Source organism: Leisingera sp. NJS204 (assembly GCF_004123675.1).
In the GTDB taxonomy this organism is placed as follows: Bacteria; Pseudomonadota; Alphaproteobacteria; order Rhodobacterales; family Rhodobacteraceae; genus Leisingera.
In genome coordinates, this window is sequence record NZ_CP035417.1 from 2237186 (window position 1) to 2254930 (window position 17745).

General features: G+C 62.1%; 17 protein-coding genes and 1 pseudogene. 9 read left to right on the forward strand and 9 right to left on the reverse strand.

What is annotated here, in order from left to right; translation table 11 throughout:
- Positions 1-40 precede the first annotated feature (40 nt).
- Entirely contained in the window at positions 41-382 is a 342-nt protein-coding gene (locus ETW24_RS10950) for a sarcosine oxidase subunit delta (protein ID WP_024089839.1), read from the reverse strand.
- 85 nt (positions 383-467) lie between these two features.
- A complete protein-coding gene (locus ETW24_RS10955; protein WP_129371094.1) occupies positions 468-1712 on the reverse strand; it encodes a sarcosine oxidase subunit beta family protein in 1245 nt (414 codons plus the stop codon).
- Between the two features lie 198 nt (positions 1713-1910).
- On the opposite strand from ETW24_RS10955, the gene ccmI reads away from it, so the two are divergent.
- Genes ccmI through ETW24_RS10970 form a run of 3 tightly spaced genes read left to right on the forward strand, consistent with a single transcriptional unit; the run spans position 1911 to position 3856 of the window.
- Positions 1911-3149, forward strand: coding sequence for a c-type cytochrome biogenesis protein CcmI (ccmI, locus tag ETW24_RS10960; protein WP_129371095.1), 1239 nt, complete (start codon positions 1911-1913; stop codon positions 3147-3149).
- The gene (gene ruvX, locus ETW24_RS10965) at positions 3146-3619 is read left to right on the forward strand and encodes a Holliday junction resolvase RuvX (RefSeq protein ID WP_129371096.1); all 474 of its coding nucleotides are present in this window, start codon (positions 3146-3148) and stop codon (positions 3617-3619) included. Before ccmI ends, ruvX begins: the two co-directional genes overlap by 4 nt.
- Positions 3620-3622: 3 nt before the next feature.
- Positions 3623-3856: a DUF1289 domain-containing protein gene (locus ETW24_RS10970; protein ID WP_129371097.1), complete on the forward strand. Its 234-nt coding sequence runs from the start codon at positions 3623-3625 to the stop codon at positions 3854-3856.
- Positions 3857-4280: 424 nt separating this feature from the next.
- Here the strand turns inward: ETW24_RS10970 and ETW24_RS10975 are convergent, their stop codons facing one another.
- The 5 genes and pseudogenes from ETW24_RS10975 to ETW24_RS10995 form a co-directional block, all read right to left on the reverse strand.
- Positions 4281-4577, reverse strand: coding sequence for a hypothetical protein (locus ETW24_RS10975; RefSeq protein ID WP_129371098.1), 297 nt, complete (start codon positions 4575-4577; stop codon positions 4281-4283).
- 51 nt (positions 4578-4628) lie between these two features.
- Positions 4629-5426, reverse strand: coding sequence for a hypothetical protein (locus ETW24_RS10980; protein ID WP_129371099.1), 798 nt, complete (start codon positions 5424-5426; stop codon positions 4629-4631).
- A 5-nt stretch (positions 5427-5431) separates the two neighbouring features.
- Positions 5432-6286, reverse strand: coding sequence for a sulfite exporter TauE/SafE family protein (locus tag ETW24_RS10985; protein WP_129371100.1), 855 nt, complete (start codon positions 6284-6286; stop codon positions 5432-5434).
- Positions 6287-6372: 86 nt separating this feature from the next.
- The gene (gene dusA / locus ETW24_RS10990; RefSeq protein WP_254695753.1) at positions 6373-7323 is read right to left on the reverse strand and encodes a tRNA dihydrouridine(20/20a) synthase DusA; all 951 of its coding nucleotides are present in this window, start codon (positions 7321-7323) and stop codon (positions 6373-6375) included.
- 223 nt (positions 7324-7546) lie between these two features.
- Positions 7547-7717, reverse strand: a pseudogene (locus tag ETW24_RS10995) (IS66 family transposase); the annotation flags it as partial.
- 301 nt (positions 7718-8018) lie between these two features.
- On the opposite strand from ETW24_RS10995, the gene ETW24_RS11000 reads away from it, so the two are divergent.
- Complete coding sequence (locus ETW24_RS11000; RefSeq protein ID WP_164982733.1) at positions 8019-10232, forward strand: methyl-accepting chemotaxis protein; 2214 nt, start codon at positions 8019-8021, stop codon at positions 10230-10232.
- An 85-nt stretch (positions 10233-10317) separates the two neighbouring features.
- Here the strand turns inward: ETW24_RS11000 and aroB are convergent, their stop codons facing one another.
- Both aroB and ETW24_RS11010 read right to left on the reverse strand, forming a co-directional pair.
- Positions 10318-11424: a 3-dehydroquinate synthase gene (gene aroB / locus ETW24_RS11005; protein ID WP_129371104.1), complete on the reverse strand. Its 1107-nt coding sequence runs from the start codon at positions 11422-11424 to the stop codon at positions 10318-10320.
- Positions 11424-12014, reverse strand: coding sequence for a shikimate kinase (locus tag ETW24_RS11010; protein WP_129371105.1), 591 nt, complete (start codon positions 12012-12014; stop codon positions 11424-11426). The genes aroB and ETW24_RS11010 overlap by 1 nt, the downstream gene beginning before the upstream one ends.
- An 81-nt stretch (positions 12015-12095) precedes the next feature.
- On the opposite strand from ETW24_RS11010, the gene ETW24_RS24275 reads away from it, so the two are divergent.
- The 5 genes from ETW24_RS24275 to ETW24_RS11030 all read left to right on the forward strand — a co-directional run bounded on the left by ETW24_RS24275 (position 12096) and on the right by ETW24_RS11030 (position 17739).
- Positions 12096-12245 carry a hypothetical protein gene (locus ETW24_RS24275; RefSeq protein WP_164982734.1) on the forward strand — a complete coding sequence of 50 codons (150 nt, stop codon included), beginning with the start codon at positions 12096-12098 and terminating at the stop codon, positions 12243-12245.
- Complete coding sequence (locus tag ETW24_RS11015; protein WP_129371106.1) at positions 12235-13752, forward strand: hypothetical protein; 1518 nt, start codon at positions 12235-12237, stop codon at positions 13750-13752. The genes ETW24_RS24275 and ETW24_RS11015 overlap by 11 nt, the downstream gene beginning before the upstream one ends.
- A gap of 1 nt (position 13753) precedes the next feature.
- Entirely contained in the window at positions 13754-14698 is a 945-nt protein-coding gene (locus ETW24_RS11020) for a site-specific tyrosine recombinase XerD (RefSeq protein WP_129371107.1), read from the forward strand.
- 82 nt (positions 14699-14780) lie between these two features.
- Entirely contained in the window at positions 14781-16091 is a 1311-nt protein-coding gene (locus ETW24_RS11025) for an HlyC/CorC family transporter (protein WP_129371108.1), read from the forward strand.
- Between the two features lie 13 nt (positions 16092-16104).
- Positions 16105-17739: a hypothetical protein gene (locus tag ETW24_RS11030; protein WP_129371109.1), complete on the forward strand. Its 1635-nt coding sequence runs from the start codon at positions 16105-16107 to the stop codon at positions 17737-17739.
- Positions 17740-17745: the final 6 nt, after the last annotated feature.

Consider the following 17745-nt stretch of genomic DNA (forward strand, 5'->3'; position numbering starts at 1 on the left):
CCTTTCAAAAGAAAAGCGGGTGTTTCAGTCAGGCGGCGGATCATTTCTGACCATCCGAGAATTCGCGCCAGGTCCAGCCGGGGCGTTTTGCGGTGATCTTGTCCATGATCTCCTGCGTCGGCACAGAGGTCTGGGCCGTGTAGGTGCCAAAGACCTCCAGCGTCATGGTGCAGCGGGCGGCATGGAACCACTTGCCGCAGCCATTGGCATGGCGCCAGCGTTCAAAGTGAACGCCTTTGGGGTTTTCGCGCATGAACAGATAGTCATGGAACTCATCATCCGAGGAGCCGGGACCAAAGCGCTTCAGATGCGCTTCGCCGCCCGCGGCCAGTTCGGTTTCTTCGGCTTTGACGCCGCAGTAAGGGCATTCAAGGATCAGCATTGTGCGGACCTCTCCAACTGGGGGCCAAGGATTTTCAAAAATCCTTGGCAAAATTCTTCGAAGAATTTTGCGGCGGCGCGCGGCATCAGTGTGCCACCCCCGCAGCGACGCTCTCGTCGATGAACTTGCCTTCTTTGAAGCGCATCATCGAGAACTCCTCGGTCAGCGGCGAATGGCCGGTGGCCATCAGTTCCGCCATCGCCCAGCCAGAACCCGGGATCGACTTAAAGCCGCCGGTGCCCCAGCCGCAGTTGACAAAGCAGTTCTGCACAGGCGTTTTCGAGATGATCGGCGAGCGGTCGCCGGTCACATCCACAATGCCGCCCCACTGGCGCAGCATCTTGAGCCGCGACACCATCGGGAAGGTTTCGACCAGGGCGCGCACGGTTTCCTCGATATGGTGGAAAGAGCCGCGCTGGGTGTAGTTGTTGAACCCGTCAGTGCCGCCGCCGATCACCATCTCGCCCTTGTCGGACTGGGACATGTAGCCGTGCACGGTGTTGGCCATCACAACCACATCCATGCAGGGTTTAATCGGCTCAGACACCATCGCCTGCAGGGCCACCGATTCCATCGGCAGACGGAAACCCGCCCGCTCGGCCAGAACCGAAGCATTACCCGCCACGATCATACCGATCTTGTCGCAGTCGATCGCGCCTTTGGTGGTGTCGACACCCACGGTGCGGCCGTTCTCGGTGCGCACACCGGTGACTTCACATTGCTGGATGATGTCCATGCCCATGTCGGAACAGGCCCGCGCATAGCCCCAGGCCACCGCATCGTGACGGGCGGTGCCGCCGCGTTCCTGCCACAGGCCGCCCAGAACCGGGTAACGGGGGCCGTGCAAGTTGATGATCGGCACCAGTTCCTTGACCCGCTCAGGGGTGATCCACTCAGTCGGGACACCCTGCTGCAGGTTGGCATGCGCGGTGCGCTTGTAGCCACGGATCTCATGCTCGGTCTGGGCCAGCATGATCACCCCGCGCGGGCTGAACATCACGTTGTAGTTCAGGTCCTGCGACATCGTCTCATACAGGCTGCGCGCCTTTTCATAGATCGCAGCGGACGGGTCCTGCAGGTAGTTCGAGCGGATGATGGTGGTGTTCCGGCCGGTGTTACCGCCGCCCAGCCAGCCCTTCTCGATGATTGCGACATTGGTAATGCCGAAATTCTTGCCCAGGTAATAGGCAGTGGCAAGGCCATGCCCGCCCGCCCCGACGATGACAACATCATAATGGCGTTTGGGTTCAGGCGAGCGCCAGGCGCGCTCCCATCCGGTGTGATAGCGCAGGGCTTCCCGCGCGACGGCAAAAGCTGAATAGCGTTTCATGAGCGAATCCGATGGTTCGTGTCTGGTAGCGGGTATGCCTGAAATGCACAACAGACCAGTGCCGTTTATCGCCCTGTTTCTGCGTTATTGCGACATAAGAAACGGTCGCAATCCGACGCTAGGCGTCCGGGCGCGGCAGTTTGGCTCTTTTGTTCACCCGCCTCCGCATATAGATGCAACCCAAACTTCGGAGACGGCATGATTTTCTGGACAGTCACCGCCCTTATCGCGTTCTCGGCAGCCTTTCTGCTGGCCATGATCCTTATTCGCGCCCGCAACACCGGCGAACCCGCCGCGGCTTATGACCTGCGCGTCTACCGCCAGCAACTGCGCGAGGTGGACAAGGATCTGGCCCGCGGCGTCATCAATGCAGGCGACGCCGACCGCATCCGCACCGAGATTTCCCGCCGCATCCTGGCCGCCGACACGCAGCTGCAGCAGGCGCAATCGGGACGCTCACAGCCCAAAACCCTGTCGTTGGTCTTTGGCATAGCAACAGCGCTGCTGATCACCGGCGGCACCCTGGGGATCTACTGGCAGCTGGGCGCGCCGGGCTATGGCGACCTGGGCCTGAAGGACCGTATCCAGCTGGCAGGCCAACGCGCCGAAAACCGCCCCTCCCAGGCAGAGGCTGAGGCTGAGGTGCCCGCCCTGCCCAAGCCGCAGGTCGAAGAAGGATACGTCACACTGGTGGAGCAGCTGCGCAAGACTGCTACTGAACGCGCGGACGACGCTCAGGGCCAGGCCCTTCTGGCCCAGCACGAGGCGAACCTTGGCAATTTCCAGGCTGCCTATGCTGCCAAAACCAGTTACATCCGGCTGGCTGAGGGTCAGGTCAATGCCCACGACTTCACAGAGCTGGCCGAGTTGAAGATCATGGCCGCCGGCGGCTATGTCTCTCCCGAGGCCCAGACCGACCTGCAGAAAGCACGCGCCATTGATCCCGCACACGGGCCCGCCCGTTATTACTGGGGCCTGATGCTGGGCCAGATCGGCCGTCCGGACCTGGCTTACCGCGAATGGGCCGCAACCCTGCGGGCAGGTCCGGCAGACGCCCCCTGGATCAAAGGCATCCAGGGCCAGATCGAGGAAATGGCCTTCCGCGCCGGGGTAGAATACCGCCCGATTGCGCCCGGCGGCAGCACTGCCCCCGCCCTGCCCGGCCCCAGCGCCGAGGATATGGCCGGCGCCAGCGAGCTGAGCGCTGAGGACCGGCAGGAGATGATACGCGGCATGGTCACCCGTCTGTCGGACCGTTTGGCAACCGAAGGCGGCTCGGCCGAAGAATGGGCCCGGCTCATCGGCGCCCTTTCGGTCCTTGGCGACACCGACCGCGCCCGCACGATTTACGGCGAGGCCCGCGACGCCTTTGCCGCCGACCAGGAAGCCCTGGCTCTGCTGGAAACCATCGCTGCACAGGCAGGGCTTGCAGAATGATCCACGATGTTTTCGAAGATTTCGCCACCTCCCTGCCGCCGATGCACGCGCTGATGGGGCTGGACCTTGGCACCAAGACCATCGGCGTTGCCGTTTCCGACCGCATCGGCGCCGTGGCCACACCGCTGGAAACTGTAAAGCGCAAGAAGTTCACACTGGACGCCGCCCGCCTTATGGAAATCATCACGATGCGCGACATCAGCGGTATCGTCCTTGGCCTGCCCCGCAACATGGACGGCACCGAGGGGCCCCGCTGCCAATCCACCCGCTCCTTCGCCCGCAACCTGGGGCGGCTCACCGATCTTCCTATTGGTTTCTGGGACGAACGCCTCAGCACCGTTGCGGCAGAAAAAGCGCTTCTTGAGGCAGATACGACACGCAAACGCCGCGCAGAGGTTATCGACCATGTCGCGGCCTCCTATATTCTTCAGGGTGCATTGGACCGGATGCGGCATTTGAAGAACAGGTGAATGATGACTGACGACGTATGGAAACGGGACGAGATCCAAAGCCCCTGCATCAAGATCTGCGTCGTCCACCCGGAATCGCGCATCTGCACCGGTTGCTACCGCTCTATTGACGAGATCCGCGACTGGTCCAAGATGAGCAACGAGGAACGCGCCGGCATCATGAACGACCTGCCGGAACGCGCCAGCAAACTGGTCAAGCGCCGCGGCGGCCGCGGCGCGAGATTAAAGCGCAGCTAAGCATGTCGCTCAAAAGCGGGAACCGGTTTTGAGCTTCTCGGACATGCGTAGTCTAAAAATCAACGCGGCGCGCGGCGGGGTAAGGCTCTGTAAATCATGCGGAATAAGCACTGACCCAATGTTTCGCGCGCGAAACATTCAGGCAGAATTACTGACCTATTCGAAAAGCCTGCACTTTTAGCCAACCCAGACTAATTTACTATAAAAACCAATGTGCTACCAAGACACGCCATCAAATCAGAGGGCGAGCGCCTGCCCGTGGGATGGTGCTTCAAAGATTGGATACTGCCGCTTTATCCCTGCAAAGCAAATCCCCGGCTGAAATGCCGAACCGCCCTCTCAAAAGCGCCAGCCCGCCGGGACGGGCAGGCGCTCGCCCGGCGCCTACGGCTTGTTCCGGGCGAGAAAAGCAAATTGCCTCACGTTACTTAAGTTCCAGAAATTCGGCGCAGAGGTCATATGCTTTTACCCTGCGCTCCAAATCGCTAACACCTAATTGCAATTCGTGGTAACGAAGAAGAGAAGCCTCTACGACAAGTTCAACGTCAGTAGAAATCCGAGTTTTTGTCAGCTCTTCAATTTGCTCTAAAGAAACCTCTCCACGCTCCAAGAGAGGGCCAAACTTGTACATAAGCTCAGCAGCCTGCTGACATTCATACTCACTTGCAGACGCAACAGACGAAATAGCCGCGCAAACAATCGCCAATAAATACTTTTCCATAGAAACTCCGAAATCTCTGCAGGCAGATCAATGGCGGAAACTTGAAGACGCCTACCCCTCGGCCAGCCACCCCTTGGTCCAATCCGCCAGCTCAGGACGGAAATAGGCGATCATGCGGCCCTCTTCCGGCGCGGATGCCCCCTCACTCCAAGGCGCAACCCCATGCAGACACAACCGGTGCATCAGATAAGACTCACCGGGCTTGGCATGCACTGTGATCCGCGGGCAGGTCTCGAACACCTCGGCACGCGCAGCCGTGTAGGCGTCGGTCACATCCACATCCGCCCAGTCCTCAGGCGATAACCCCTCAAACGCGGCAGCAAAGGCGCGGCGCATGATGTGGTGGCTGCCCTCCCAGATCACCAAGGGCGCGGCATCGGGGCTGCTTTCATTCAGCGGTATTCCCAGCACCCAGGCATGCGGCTCCTCCACCTTGCGGCGGCGGTGCTCGCCAAACATTTTCACCCCGTCCACATGCGCCGCATCACGTTTGATGCGGTAGCGGAAGGCAGCATCGCCCTCGCCCGGACGCGGGCGCGGATAACCTGGAAAGACCGAAGACACCTGCGCCCGGTGCAGATCCGAGATGGGGCCGAGGTGCTGCGTGATGAACTCCACCGGCGCGCCAGCCAGCGGCGGCCCGTCCGGCAACCGCCCGGAGGCATCATTCGGCAACGCATCGACCCCAATGAACCATGTCCCTTCGCACTGGAACCACTCAGCGCAGGCCGGGTCGTCCAGCGACCGGATGCCATGCTGCAACGCATCAGCAGCCCAGGCGGCCACTTGGCGGTCCTGAGCGAAGCGCACCCAGCCCTTGTCCTGAAACTGTTCGAATTGCCTGTTCATTGCCTTCAATATCCAAATGCCTTGCGCAGCATGTTGAGCCCCACCAGCACCAGAAACGCCCCGAACACCCGCTTCAGCGGTTTGGGATCCATTGCATGGGCCAGCTTCACGCCCCAGGGCGCGGTGATCAGCGTCATCGCGATCACAATGAAAAACGCCGCCAGATTAACGGCCCCGACGGTGAACGGAGGCCGCGTGGCCGGGTCCAGATCCAACAGCAGGAACCCCGCGACCGACGGCACCGCAATGATCACGCCAAAGCCTGCGGCGGTCGCCACAGCCCGATGCACCGCAACCCCGTGCAGGGTCATCAGCGGCACCCCAAAGCTGCCGCCGCCGATGCCCATCAGCACCGACAGAAACCCCACGACAGGCGACAGCACCAGCCGCTTGCCGCCCTTAGGCATGGCTTCAGCCAGCCGCCAGTCGGCGCGGCCCAGCCCCAGGTAGCAGCCGATCACCAGTGCCAGCCCGCCAAACACCCCTTGCAGCACGGCGGAGCGCAAGGAGGACACTGCCAGAACGCCAACGATCGCCCCCAGCGCAATGCCGAAGCCCCAGCCGCGCAGAATCTGCCAATCCACCGCGCCCTTCTTGTTATGGCTCAGAACCGACCGCAATGAGGTCACGATAATGGTCGCCAGCGAGGTCGCGAGGCACATCTGCATCAGCTGATCGCCGCCATATCCAAGAGTTTGAAAGGCATAGAAGAAGCCCGGCACCAGCACGATGCCGCCACCAACCCCCAATAGCCCTGCCAGAACCCCGGCGAATGCGCCGATCACCAGCAGCAGCCCTGCCATCTGCATCAGCAGCGCAGGCGAGGGCAATAGGGCGGTGGTCAGGGCAGGATCAGTCATGCAGGGCACCTCAGGGCTGGCTTCACCGGCAAAGGGTTAGCCGCCGCAATCCGCTTGCACAAGGCTATAGCCTGCAAGCTGCCGCGTCATGCAGCCGCGCGGTCCGCCACTTGCGCCAGCGCCTGCTCCACCAGTTCCGGCCCGGCCCCGGCGCGGCAGGCCCCCTCGGACAGCATCCGCCGCCATTGCCGCGCGCCGGGGCGGCCGGCAAACAGCCCCAGCATATGCCGGGTGATCTGGTTCAGCTTAGCGCCGTTGCCGAGCCGTTCTTCGATGTAAGGCAGCATAAGCATCACCGCCTCAGCAGGATCGCTTGCAGAACCCGTCCCGAAAATTTCCGGATCCGCCGCACACAGCACATCGGCAGGCTGGTGATAGGCCGCACGGCCCACCATCACCCCGTCCAGACCGCGGTCCAGATGCGCCTTGGCCTCGGTCAGCGTCGCAATACCGCCGTTGATCGAGATATGCAGGTCAGGAAAGGCCGCCTTCATCCGGTGCACCAGATCATAATCCAAGGGTGGAACGTCCCGGTTTTCCTTAGGCGAAAGCCCCTTCAGCCAAGCCTTGCGAGCGTGGATCGTCACCCGCTGGCAGCCCGCCGCGCGGATCTTGTCCAGAAAGTCCGGCAGCACCTCTTCCGGCTCCTGCTCATCGACACCGATGCGGCATTTGACAGTGACTTCGGCCTTCACAGCTGCCCGCATCGCTGTGACGCAATCTGCCACCAGTTCCGGGGTCTGCATCAGCACCGCACCAAACGCGCCGGATTGCACGCGGTCACTGGGGCAGCCGCAGTTGAGGTTGATCTCGTCATACCCCGCCTGTTCGCCCAGCCGCGCGGCTTCTGCCAGTTCGTCCGGGTCAGACCCTCCAAGCTGCAAAGCAACCGAATGCTCGGCGGTATTGAAGTCCAGCAAGTGCAACGCCCCGCCGCGCACCAGTGCCGGCGCGGTCACCATTTCGGTGTACAGCAGCGCCTCCCGGCTCAAGAGCCGGTGCAGATACCTGCAATCGGACGTCGTCCAATCCATCATCGGTGCCACGGAAAGGCGTGCAGCACGCCGAACTTCGGAAAACCTTGAATTTTCATGGTTTTTTAGATCCGCCATTTTACGCGCTTTCCCCGATCCGGCCTGCCTTAGCCCCGTTTTTGAGTGCCGTGCTGCAGAATGTAGCACCAACGGGGCCGTGTAGCACTTTTTTCGCGCCAAGTTCCAGCGCCCCTAGTCACGCGGTGCCGGGTCACCACCATACCGGTGCCGCCATGACCTCGGTTTCTATCCTATTGATGACCGGCTCAAATACGTTCATGGCCCGGCCGCACCAGTCCAGCAGCGTGCCGTCCGGAACGTCCGCGCCCATGCGGGCGTAGATCCCGTTGAGGTGGAAGAGCGGCCCGTGGTCATCAAACTTGGAGACCAGCACATGTAATGCCCGGCAGGCGGTTGCGCAGCAATCTGCCGCGAGGGGTCAGCAGGCCCGGTCCTACTTCCCGGGATATTCCCTTGGGCGAGGCTCAAATCCTCCTTTGGCACCGCATCCCTGTCTCGATGTGCCGTGATCTTTCGCATGCACGCTCGAGCCAATGGCGCTGCACATGCTCAATGTTCAGCGTTGACAGGCCAACACCCGGATCATCAGCCCGCTGTTCAGAGCAATAGGCGAATATTAAGACATATCGAATATGCTGAATTCAACTAACAGTATTTTTGCAGCAAGGATTCAGACTATGAGTATGCGATTTCTAGGGCATCTGCCGGTCAAAGCAAAGATCGCCATTCTGGTGGCCGCCCCGCTGATGCTCTCACTGTGGTTCATGGGGCAGACACTGCTTCAGCTGAACAAAAACGCCCAGGTCAACACTGCCGAGGCAGGCGAAGTGATCGAGCACATGAGCAGCCTGGTTCACAACTTGCAACTGGAGCGCGGCCTCAGCGCTTCCTATCTGGGAAGCTCTGCCACCACTGCGCCGGACAAACTGGTCCAGGTCCGGTTGCAAAACAACACCGCGATGGAGGCCTATCTGGCCGAGATCAGCCACATTGATAAATCCCTCCTCCCGATTGAGGCGGTGCAAGCCATCCAGTTTGCCCGCGCCGAACTGGCCAAGAAAAAAGACATCCGCAAAAAGATCGACGGGCACACGCTCTCGCTGGATCGGACTATGGCCTACTACACGGATCTGAACGCGGCCCTCATTCAAACCGGGCTGTCGCTGGCACAATCCATTGACAATCCGGTGATCTCGCAAGAGGCCGTCGCGCTGTCCTTCTTCATGCGCGCAATCGATGCTGCCGGGCTGGAACGGGCTGCAGGCGCTGTCGGCTTCAAGCATGGCTGGAAGCCGGCCGACCGGGAGATCTTTGTCGCCTATCACGAACAGTTCAAGGAACGCCTGTCGATGTTCATGGACTTTGCAATTGCGGAAGACCGTGAAACCGTCCAGGGGCTGTTCACCTCCCCTGAGATGAAAAAGTTCGAGGACACCCGCAAGGCCATTCTAAGCGGCAGGATCCAGACAGAAATGACGGCTGAACAATGGTTTACGGCCGCCAGCAAAGCGCTGAAGGTGTTCCAGAAAAAGGAGGGGATCCTGATCGAACACCTGAAACGGGACATGCAGGCATTCGATGCGGACAACAAGTTTCTGCTGGCGGAAATGGCAGTGTTCACAGCTGTGCTTCTGACCGTTGTTCTGGGCCTCAGCGTGACTATTGCACGGGACATGACCAAGAGCCTTTCGGTTCTGAATGTCGCGTTGAAGAAACTTGGCAGCGGTGAAACAGACGTTGACGTGCCGGGTGCAAACCGCCGGGACGAGATTGGTACGGTGGCCCGCAATGTGGTGGATCTGCGCTCGGTGACGCAGCGCAAACAGGAAGAGCGTATGGAGGAGGAAAAGCAGCGCCGCGAAGAGGTCATGACTGTTGCGCGCCGCATCGGCGAAGCGCTGATGGATCTCCAGCACAAGCGTTTGGACAAGCCGATCACAGAATTCTTCCCGGAGGAGTTCAAATCGATTCGGATGGATATGAATGACTCGCTGAATGCCTTGAGCGTGTCCATCTCCAATATCGGCGAGCTGACCAGCAGCGTGGACGAAAGCACCAAGTCCATTGCCGAAGCCTCTATGGACCTGGCACACCGCACCGAAGCGGAATCGGCAACGCTGGAAAAGACCACCCATTCGATCAGCGAGCTGACTGCCAATGTTCAGCAGTCGGCAGATAATGCCGGCCGGGCGGAACAGTTGGCGGACAGCGCCCAGAACGGGGTTAAATCCTGTGATGCGGTGGTCAAAGATACCATTGCGGCCATGGACAAACTGCAGGAATCCTCACAGGAAATCTCGCAGATCACCAAGGTGATCCAGGATATCGCTTTCCAGACCAATCTTCTGGCACTGAATGCCGGGGTTGAGGCTGCTCGCGCCGGCGAAGCAGGCCGCGGGTTTGCTGTGGTCGCCAGCGAGGTGCGGATGCTGGCGCAGCGCTGCGCTGATGCAGTCCAGCAGATTGACGGGCTGACTGCGCGCAGTTCCGAACAGGTCAAAAACGGTGCTGCACTGGTGGATCAGGCCGGCACCGCAATGTCGGAAGTAAACGACCAAGTCGCCGAGATTTCCGGTCTTGTCATTGAGATTGCCAGCAATATGAAGGAGCAGTCTTCGCAAATGGGCGACGTCAACACTGCCGTTGGCGAGCTTGAGATGATGGCACAGCAAAATGCCGCCATGGCCGAGGAAACCACTGCAGCAACCACCTCGCTGTCCGAGCAGGCCCAGGAGCTGCGCGAACTGGTCCAGCAGTTTGCCGTCGGCGAGATTGCGCAGTCCGGAAACGCGCAGGCCGGACCGGGATCCTATGCGCCTCCGGCGCCCGCAATCGACTTTGATGCAGATGATTGGGACGATCAGGATTTTGGCGGCAGCGCCGCAGCCTGATCCGCTAAGGACCGGCGTTAGGATATCAATGAATCGGGCAGCCTCTGCGGCTGCCCTTATTGCTTTGCGGTATTGTTTTCCGGTCTCAGGCCCCGGCGCCGCGCAGCACCTCCAGCACCTTTTCAGGCGGGACGTCTCCGGTTACAAACGCTTCGCCAATGCCACGGGCCAGGATAAACCGCAGCTGACCGGCAACAACTTTTTTGTCTTGCCCCATCAGATCCAGCAGCACCTCTGCCCCTGGCAGATCGCCTGGAATGTCAGCCAGATCGGTCTTCATGCCCATCGCCTTGAGATGCGCCCGCACCCGGCTGGGGTCCTCTTGCGAGCACAGCCCCAGCTTGGCCGACAGCTCAAACGCCAGGGCACAGCCGATGGCCACGCCTTCGCCATGCAGCAGCCGGTCCGAATAGCCCGTGGCCGCCTCCAGCGCGTGGCAGAATGTATGGCCCAGGTTCAACAGCGCCCGGTCGCCCTGCTCGGTTTCGTCGCGCACGACGATATCCGCCTTCATCTGAACCGAACGCGCAACCGCCTCAACCCGCGCTGCAACATCGCCTTCGGCCAGTGCAGGGCCATGCTCTTCGAGCCAGGCAAAGAACTCCGCATCGCCCAGCAGCCCGTATTTCACCACTTCGCCGTAGCCGGACAGGAAATCACGCGGCGTCAGGGTTTCAAGAACGGACGTATCAGCCAGCACCAGCGAGGGCTGGTGAAACGCTCCGATCAGGTTTTTGCCCTGGGGCGCATTGATGCCGGTCTTGCCGCCGACCGAGCTGTCGACTTGCGCCAAAAGCGAGGTCGGGATCTGCACAAACCGCACACCGCGGCGCAGTACCGCCGCCGCAAATCCTGCCAGGTCGCCGATCACACCGCCGCCGAAGGCCACAACAACATCGCCCCGCTCGACCTTCTGCTCCAGCAGCCATTCAACCGCGCGGGTGAACTGCGGCCAGCCCTTGGTCGCCTCTCCCGGCGGCAGCGCCAGCGCGGTCATCTCAACGCCTGCCGCGGCCAGCCCGGCGCGTAATCCTTCCAGATGTTTCTCCGCCACGGTCTCGTCAGTCAGCACCGCCACCTGCGGCCGCTTCAGCAACGGCTTGATCCGCTCGCCCGCCCGCGCCAGCAGGCCGGGGCCGATCACCACATCATAGGCGCGTTCGCCCAGAGGCACATGAACCGTGCGCTCCATCAATTCCACTCCAATACATCGGGGCGTGCCTGCAAGGCTTCCAGCACCCGGTCAACCATGGTTTCAATTGCCGCCTGGCCGTCGGAAACAACGGTCAGATCCGCCTTGGCATAAAGCGGCACCCGGTCGCGGAACAGGCCGCTAAGGGTCGCACGCGGATCGGCTGTGCGCAGCAGCGGCCGGGTGTCGCGGTGGCGCACCCGGTTCCACAGAACCTCCAGATCGGCCTGCAGCCAGACAGAGACCCCTTTGGCGGTAATCACATTGCGGTTTTCCTCAGCCAGGAAAGCACCGCCGCCCGTCGACAGGACACCGCGCTCTTCCTCCAGCAGGCGCGCGATCACCTGCCGTTCCTTTTGGCGGAAGAACGGCTCGCCGTCGCGGGCAAAAATCTCGGGGATCGTCATGTTGGCAGCGGCCTCGATCTCGTGGTCGCTGTCCAGGAAAGGCACATCCAGCCGGGCTGCCAGCGCCCGCCCCACGGCGGTCTTGCCGGCGCCCATCATGCCCACCATCACGATGGTCTTCTTCAGTTTCCCCGGCACCGGGCCTGCTGCCTTCTGGCCGCTGCTTTGCTCTTTTTCGCTCATTCTTCAGTGAATGACGTGATCTTGCGGAAAAGGGAATATATAACTTGGGCAAAAGAGCAGGAAACAGGCTTTGGATATACCATGGGGCGATTGATTAAGTATCTGGTCTATTTGGCGGTTCTGGCGGCTATCGGGCTGGTGGGCTATGCCTATGTGGGGCCTTGGTTTGGTGCGGATTTCCGCGCGCCGGCCACCGAGGTGCGCAAACCGGTGGTGCTGAATGCGGATTAGGGCGGCTGCCGCCGGGGTGGTGATGGCGGGCAGTGCGCTTGCAAATGAACCCCTGGCGGCGATTGACTGGCTGAACCAGCCGCAGCCGCGCAACGGGCTGCCCGGAACTGTGCTGCTGGAGCCGCCAGTGGCAGGCACGGCTGCATTTCCGTCCGTTTCGGTCACAGCTTTGGAGACGCTGGTGCCCCCCATCGGGCTGGTTCCGGCCTCGGCAACCGGCCTGCCGGCCGATCTGTGGCGCGGCAGCAATGCCGATGATGTGTCCCATCTGATCGAAACCGTTCCGGTGCGCGGCAGCCCGGCGATGCAGGCGTTGCTGTTTACACTGCTGCTGTCGGAATCCCGGCCGCCGGCCGCGGCAGGCGACCGGATTCTGCTGGCCCGGCTAGACCGGCTGCTGGCGCTGGGGGCCACGGATCCCTCCCAGGCTCTGGTCGAACATGCAGGCCCCACGGACAACAAGGACCGCTTCACACGCTGGTTTGACGCCACCCTTTTGACCGGCAGCGAGGACGCCTCTTGCGCCGCCCTCACCGCCTCGCCGCATCTGTCGGACAGCTATGCCGCCAGGATCTTTTGCGCGGCGCGGCGCAGCGACTGGCCCACGGCGGCGCTGATGATGGAAACCGCCCACGCGCTGGAATTGCTGCCCGAAAACCAGATGCAGCTTCTGGACCGCTTTTTGAACCCCGATCTGTTTGAGCTGGCGCCGCCGCTGCGCCGCCCGCCCGACCCGGATCCGCTGACCTTCCGCCTGTTCGAGACCATTGGCGAAGCGATGCCCACCGCCCCCCTGCCGCCAGCCTTTGCCGCGGCAGATCTGCGCGACATTGCCGGCTGGAAGGCGCAACTGGAGGCGGCGGAGCGGCTGGCGCGTGCCGGGGCGCTCAACCCCAATCAGTATCTTGGCCTGTTCAGCGCCCGTAAACCCGCCGCTTCCGGCGGCATCTGGGACCGGGTTGCGGCAGTCCAGCAGTTGGAAAGCGACCTTGGCTCCGGCAGTGCAGACGCCATCGCCCGCTCGCTGCCCCGCGCCTGGGATGCAATGCAGCAGGCGGGCACCGAAACCGTGTTTGCCGACCTCTTTGGCGAGCCGCTGGCGCGGGCAAGCCTGAGCGGCCGGACCGCCGCGCTGGCCTGGCGCATCCGCCTGTTGTCGCCGTCATATGAATTGGCCGCGCATGATGCCCAGGCTGCCGGTGCGAATGACCCGTTCCTGGCAGCACTGGCCCAGGGCCGGCCTGGTGACGCTGCCGCCCCGTCACCGATGGCCAAAGCCATAGCATTGGGGTTTGACACAACGGCCCCGGTGCCGCCTGCGATCCGGCAAATGCTGAACAACGGCCAGCTGGGCGAAGCGATCCTGCGCAGCATGGTGCTATTTGCCCAAGGTGCCGACGGCAATCTGGGCGACCTGACCGCAGCGCTGGCCGCGTTCCGCGCTGTCGGGCTGGAGGACACCGCCCGCCGCGCCGCCTTGCAGCTGATGCTGCTGGAGCACCAGTGACATGGCGCGCCCCCGGGACAATTTCCAGTGGATCTCAACCTTCCTCGACGCCCAGGCGGCCGAAGCGGGCGCCTCGCAGAACACGCTTCTGGCCTATGGCCGCGACCTGAAGGACCTGACCGCCTGGCTGGAACACCGCACCCTGGATTTTCTGACTGCCCGCCAGGACGATATCGAGGCCTATCTGATCAATTGCGACGCGCAAGGACTGGCCCGTTCCACCCGGGCGCGCAGGCTGTCAGCGGCCAAGCAGATCTACCGCTTTGCGTTTGAGGAAGGCTGGCGTGAAGACAATCCGGCGATCCAGATCCGCGGCCCTGGACGCGAGAAGCGCCTACCCAAAACGCTGGAAGTCATCGAGGTCGACCGCCTGCTGGATGCCGCGCGCCAAACCGGCCGCAGCACCGCAGACCGGCTGCGCAACACCTGTTTGATGGAGCTGCTCTATGCCACCGGAATGCGGGTCACCGAGCTGGTCTCGCTGCCGGTTTCCGCCGCCCGCGGCGACCCGCGGATGCTGCTGATCATGGGCAAGGGCGGAAAGGAGCGCATGGTGCCGCTGTCGCCGCCTGCGCGCGAGGCGCTTGCGGTTTGGCTGTCCACCCGCGACGAGGCCGAGGCGCAGCGCGAAGCCAAGGGCCATCCGTCCTCGCGGTTCCTGTTCCCCTCGCGCGGCAAATCCGGCCACCTGACCCGGCACCGCTTTTACCTGCTGATCAAGGAGCTGGCAGTCACCGGCGGTGTTTCTCCGGACAAGGTCACACCGCACACGCTGCGGCACGCCTTTGCCACGCATCTGTTGGCCAATGGCGCCGACCTGCGCGCAATCCAGGCGCTGCTCGGCCATGCCGATATCGCCACCACGGAAATTTACACCCATGTGCTGGACGCCCGCCTGCAGGAACTGGTGCTGGAGCATCACCCGCTGGCCAAGGATACGCGCTGACGCGCTGCTAGAACTTGAAGCGCCTGCGGCAAACCCCCATAAATGCAGCGAACATTCAACTGACCGGATCTCTGGACCTCTCATGGACACTGCCTCCACCGTACTCGACAGCGCCTTCTGGACCACTGCCGGGGCCATCGTGCTGCTGCTTGTCCTGTCCGGATTCTTCTCCGGCTCGGAAACTGCACTGACCGCCGCCTCGCGCGGGAAACTGCGCAGCCAGGCCGATAAAGGCTCGCATGGCGCGCAAAAGGCGCTCAGCGTGACCGAAGACAGTGAAAAGCTGATCGGTTCCGTGCTGCTGGGCAACAACCTGGTTAACATCCTGGGCACGTCGCTGGCGACGGCCCTGTTCACCCGTGCCTTCGGCGAAAGCGGTGTCGCCCTGGCGACACTGGTGATGACCGTTCTGGTGCTGGTCTTCGCCGAGGTGCTGCCCAAGACCTATGCCATTTCCAACGCCGAAAAGGCCGCTGCGGCTGTTGCCCCGGTGATCGGCGTTCTGGTCACCCTGCTGGCGCCGGTGGTTGGTCTTGTCCGCCTGCTGGTGCGCGGGGTGCTCGCCATCTTCGGCGTGCGGATTGATCCCGACAGCCACATCATGGCGGTGCGCGAGGAAATTGCAGGCGCGCTGCATCTGGGCCACTCCGAAGGTGTGGTCGAAAAAGAGGACCGCGACCGCATTCTTGGCGCACTGGACCTGTCTGACCGCTTTGTCGAAGAAATCATGCTGCACCGCTCCCATATCGAGATGATCGACGCGAACGCCGAGCCGGACACTATCCTAATGCAATGCCTGCAAAGCCCCCACACCCGGCTGCCGGTGTTTCGCGGCGAGCAGGAAAACATCATCGGCGTGGTTCACGCCAAAGACCTTTTCCGGGCGATGTATGAACAAGCCGGCGGTGCGGATGGTGATGCCGGCAAGCTAAAGTTCTTTGATATCTCAGGGGTCGCCAAGGCCCCGTATTTTGTGCCCGAAACCACTACGCTGGACGAGCAGATGCGCCAATTCCTGCGGATGCGCTCGCATTTTGCGCTGGTGGTGGATGAATACGGCGCGCTGCAGGGGCTGATCACGCTGGAGGATATTCTGGAAGAAATCGTCGGCGAAATTACCGACGAATTCGACCCCGACGAGGAAAGCATCGTCAAGAAGACCACAGATGGATCTTATCTGGTCGATGGCGTCACCACCATCCGCGACCTGAACCGCGCCACCGACTGGAACCTGCCCGATGAGGAGGCCAACACCATTGCCGGCCTCGTCATCCACGAGGCCCAGATGATTCCGACCACAGGCCAGGTGTTCTCCTTTCACGGGTTCCGCTTTGAAGTGACTGAGCGCGAGGGCAACCGGGTGACGGGCCTCAAGATCCGGCCTTTGTCTTGACAGGGATCCACGCATGACCCGTGCGGCGGGGCTGGCCTGGGGCTGGTTCGACAGCATCATCCTGGACCTGTTCCGCCAGCTGCGCTGGTCCTTTCTACCGCCGCTGCTGATCTATTTCGCCTATGGCGCGCAGGGCATCACCACCGTCACCGCATCGTTCTTCGTCAAGGAATACCTGGACTTTTCCGCCGCTTTTCTGGCGGGTCTGGCATTTTGGGTCGGCCTGCCCTGGGCGCTGAAGATGCCGCTGGGGCACCTGGTCGATCTGATCTGGCGCTGGAAATACCTGCTGATCCTGCTTGGTGCCGGTCTGATGGCCGGCAGCTATGGCATCCTTGCTGCCATCGTGCTGGAACCTGCGATGATGGACGCTGTGATGCCGCTGGGCGCCTGGTATGTCACCGCCGCGCTGCTGGCTCCTTGCGGATATGTGCTGCAGGATGTGGTGGCTGATGCCATGTCGGTCGAGGCCGTGCCCCATGCAGATGACCACGGCCGCCCCCTGCCCGAGGCTGAAACCAAATCCCTGCACACCACCATGCAGACCTTTGGCCGTATCGCGCTGATCGGCGGCTCCAGCGCCGCTGCCGCGCTGAACGTTGCCCTATTCGATGGCGCCGATGCGCTGCCTCAAGCGGCAAAGGGCGCGCTTTACGGTTTTGTCTTCACCCTTGCCCTGCTGATCCCGGTCATTTCCCTGTCCGGTGTGGCCCTGGCGATCTGGCAGAAGTGGCGCAAGGCCGCTGCGCTGCGCCGCGCCGGTGTGTCCGAGGCAAACATCCGCGCCCGCATCGAACTCCCGCGGGAGCCGGTCACCCCCAACCACTGGTATTTCATCGGCGGCGGCGGCTTTGTGGCGCTCTCCCTCGCCGTGGGCCTGGGCGATGTGCCCTATTCGCAGGAGATCGTCTTTGCCGGTTCCATGGCCATCGTCCTGTTTCTGATGCGCCAGCTGGTCTCGGTTCTGCCAACGGACCAGGCCCGCGCCCTGATCGGCACCGCCATCATCATCTTTGTCTATCGCGCCACGCCCCTGCGCGGCCCCGGCGCCACCTGGTTTGAAATCGACGTGCTGGGGTTCGACCAGCAGTTCCTGTCAGTCCTGGCCCTGATCACTTCGCTGCTGACGCTGGCCGGCATGCTGATTTTCCGCCCGATGATGGCCAGCCGCCCGATCACCTGGATCGTCGCCTTCCTTGCCATTACCGAGGCCGTCCTCAGCCTGCCCAACATCGCGCTTTATTACGGCGCCCACCACTGGACCGCGGCGATGACCGGGGGCGTGGTTGACGCCCGCTTCATCGCCATGGTCGACACCGCCGTCGAATCCCCGCTGGGCCAGGTCGCGATGATCCCGATGCTCGCCTGGATCGCCCGCAACGCGCCCTCGGGGCTGAAAGCCACTTTCTTTGCGGTCATGGCCTCCTTCACCAATCTGGCGCTGTCGGCCTCCAGCCTTGGCACCAAATACCTGAACGAAATCTTCGAAGTGACCCGCGAGGTCACGGATTCGGCAGGCACTATTACCACCCCAGCCGATTATTCCCAGCTGGGCATGCTGCTGATCACTGTTGGCGTGATCCTCCTCCTGGCACCGCTCACTGCAATATTTGTCTTTCAGAACAGCCGCTTCCGCACATCTGAGTAACGAAAC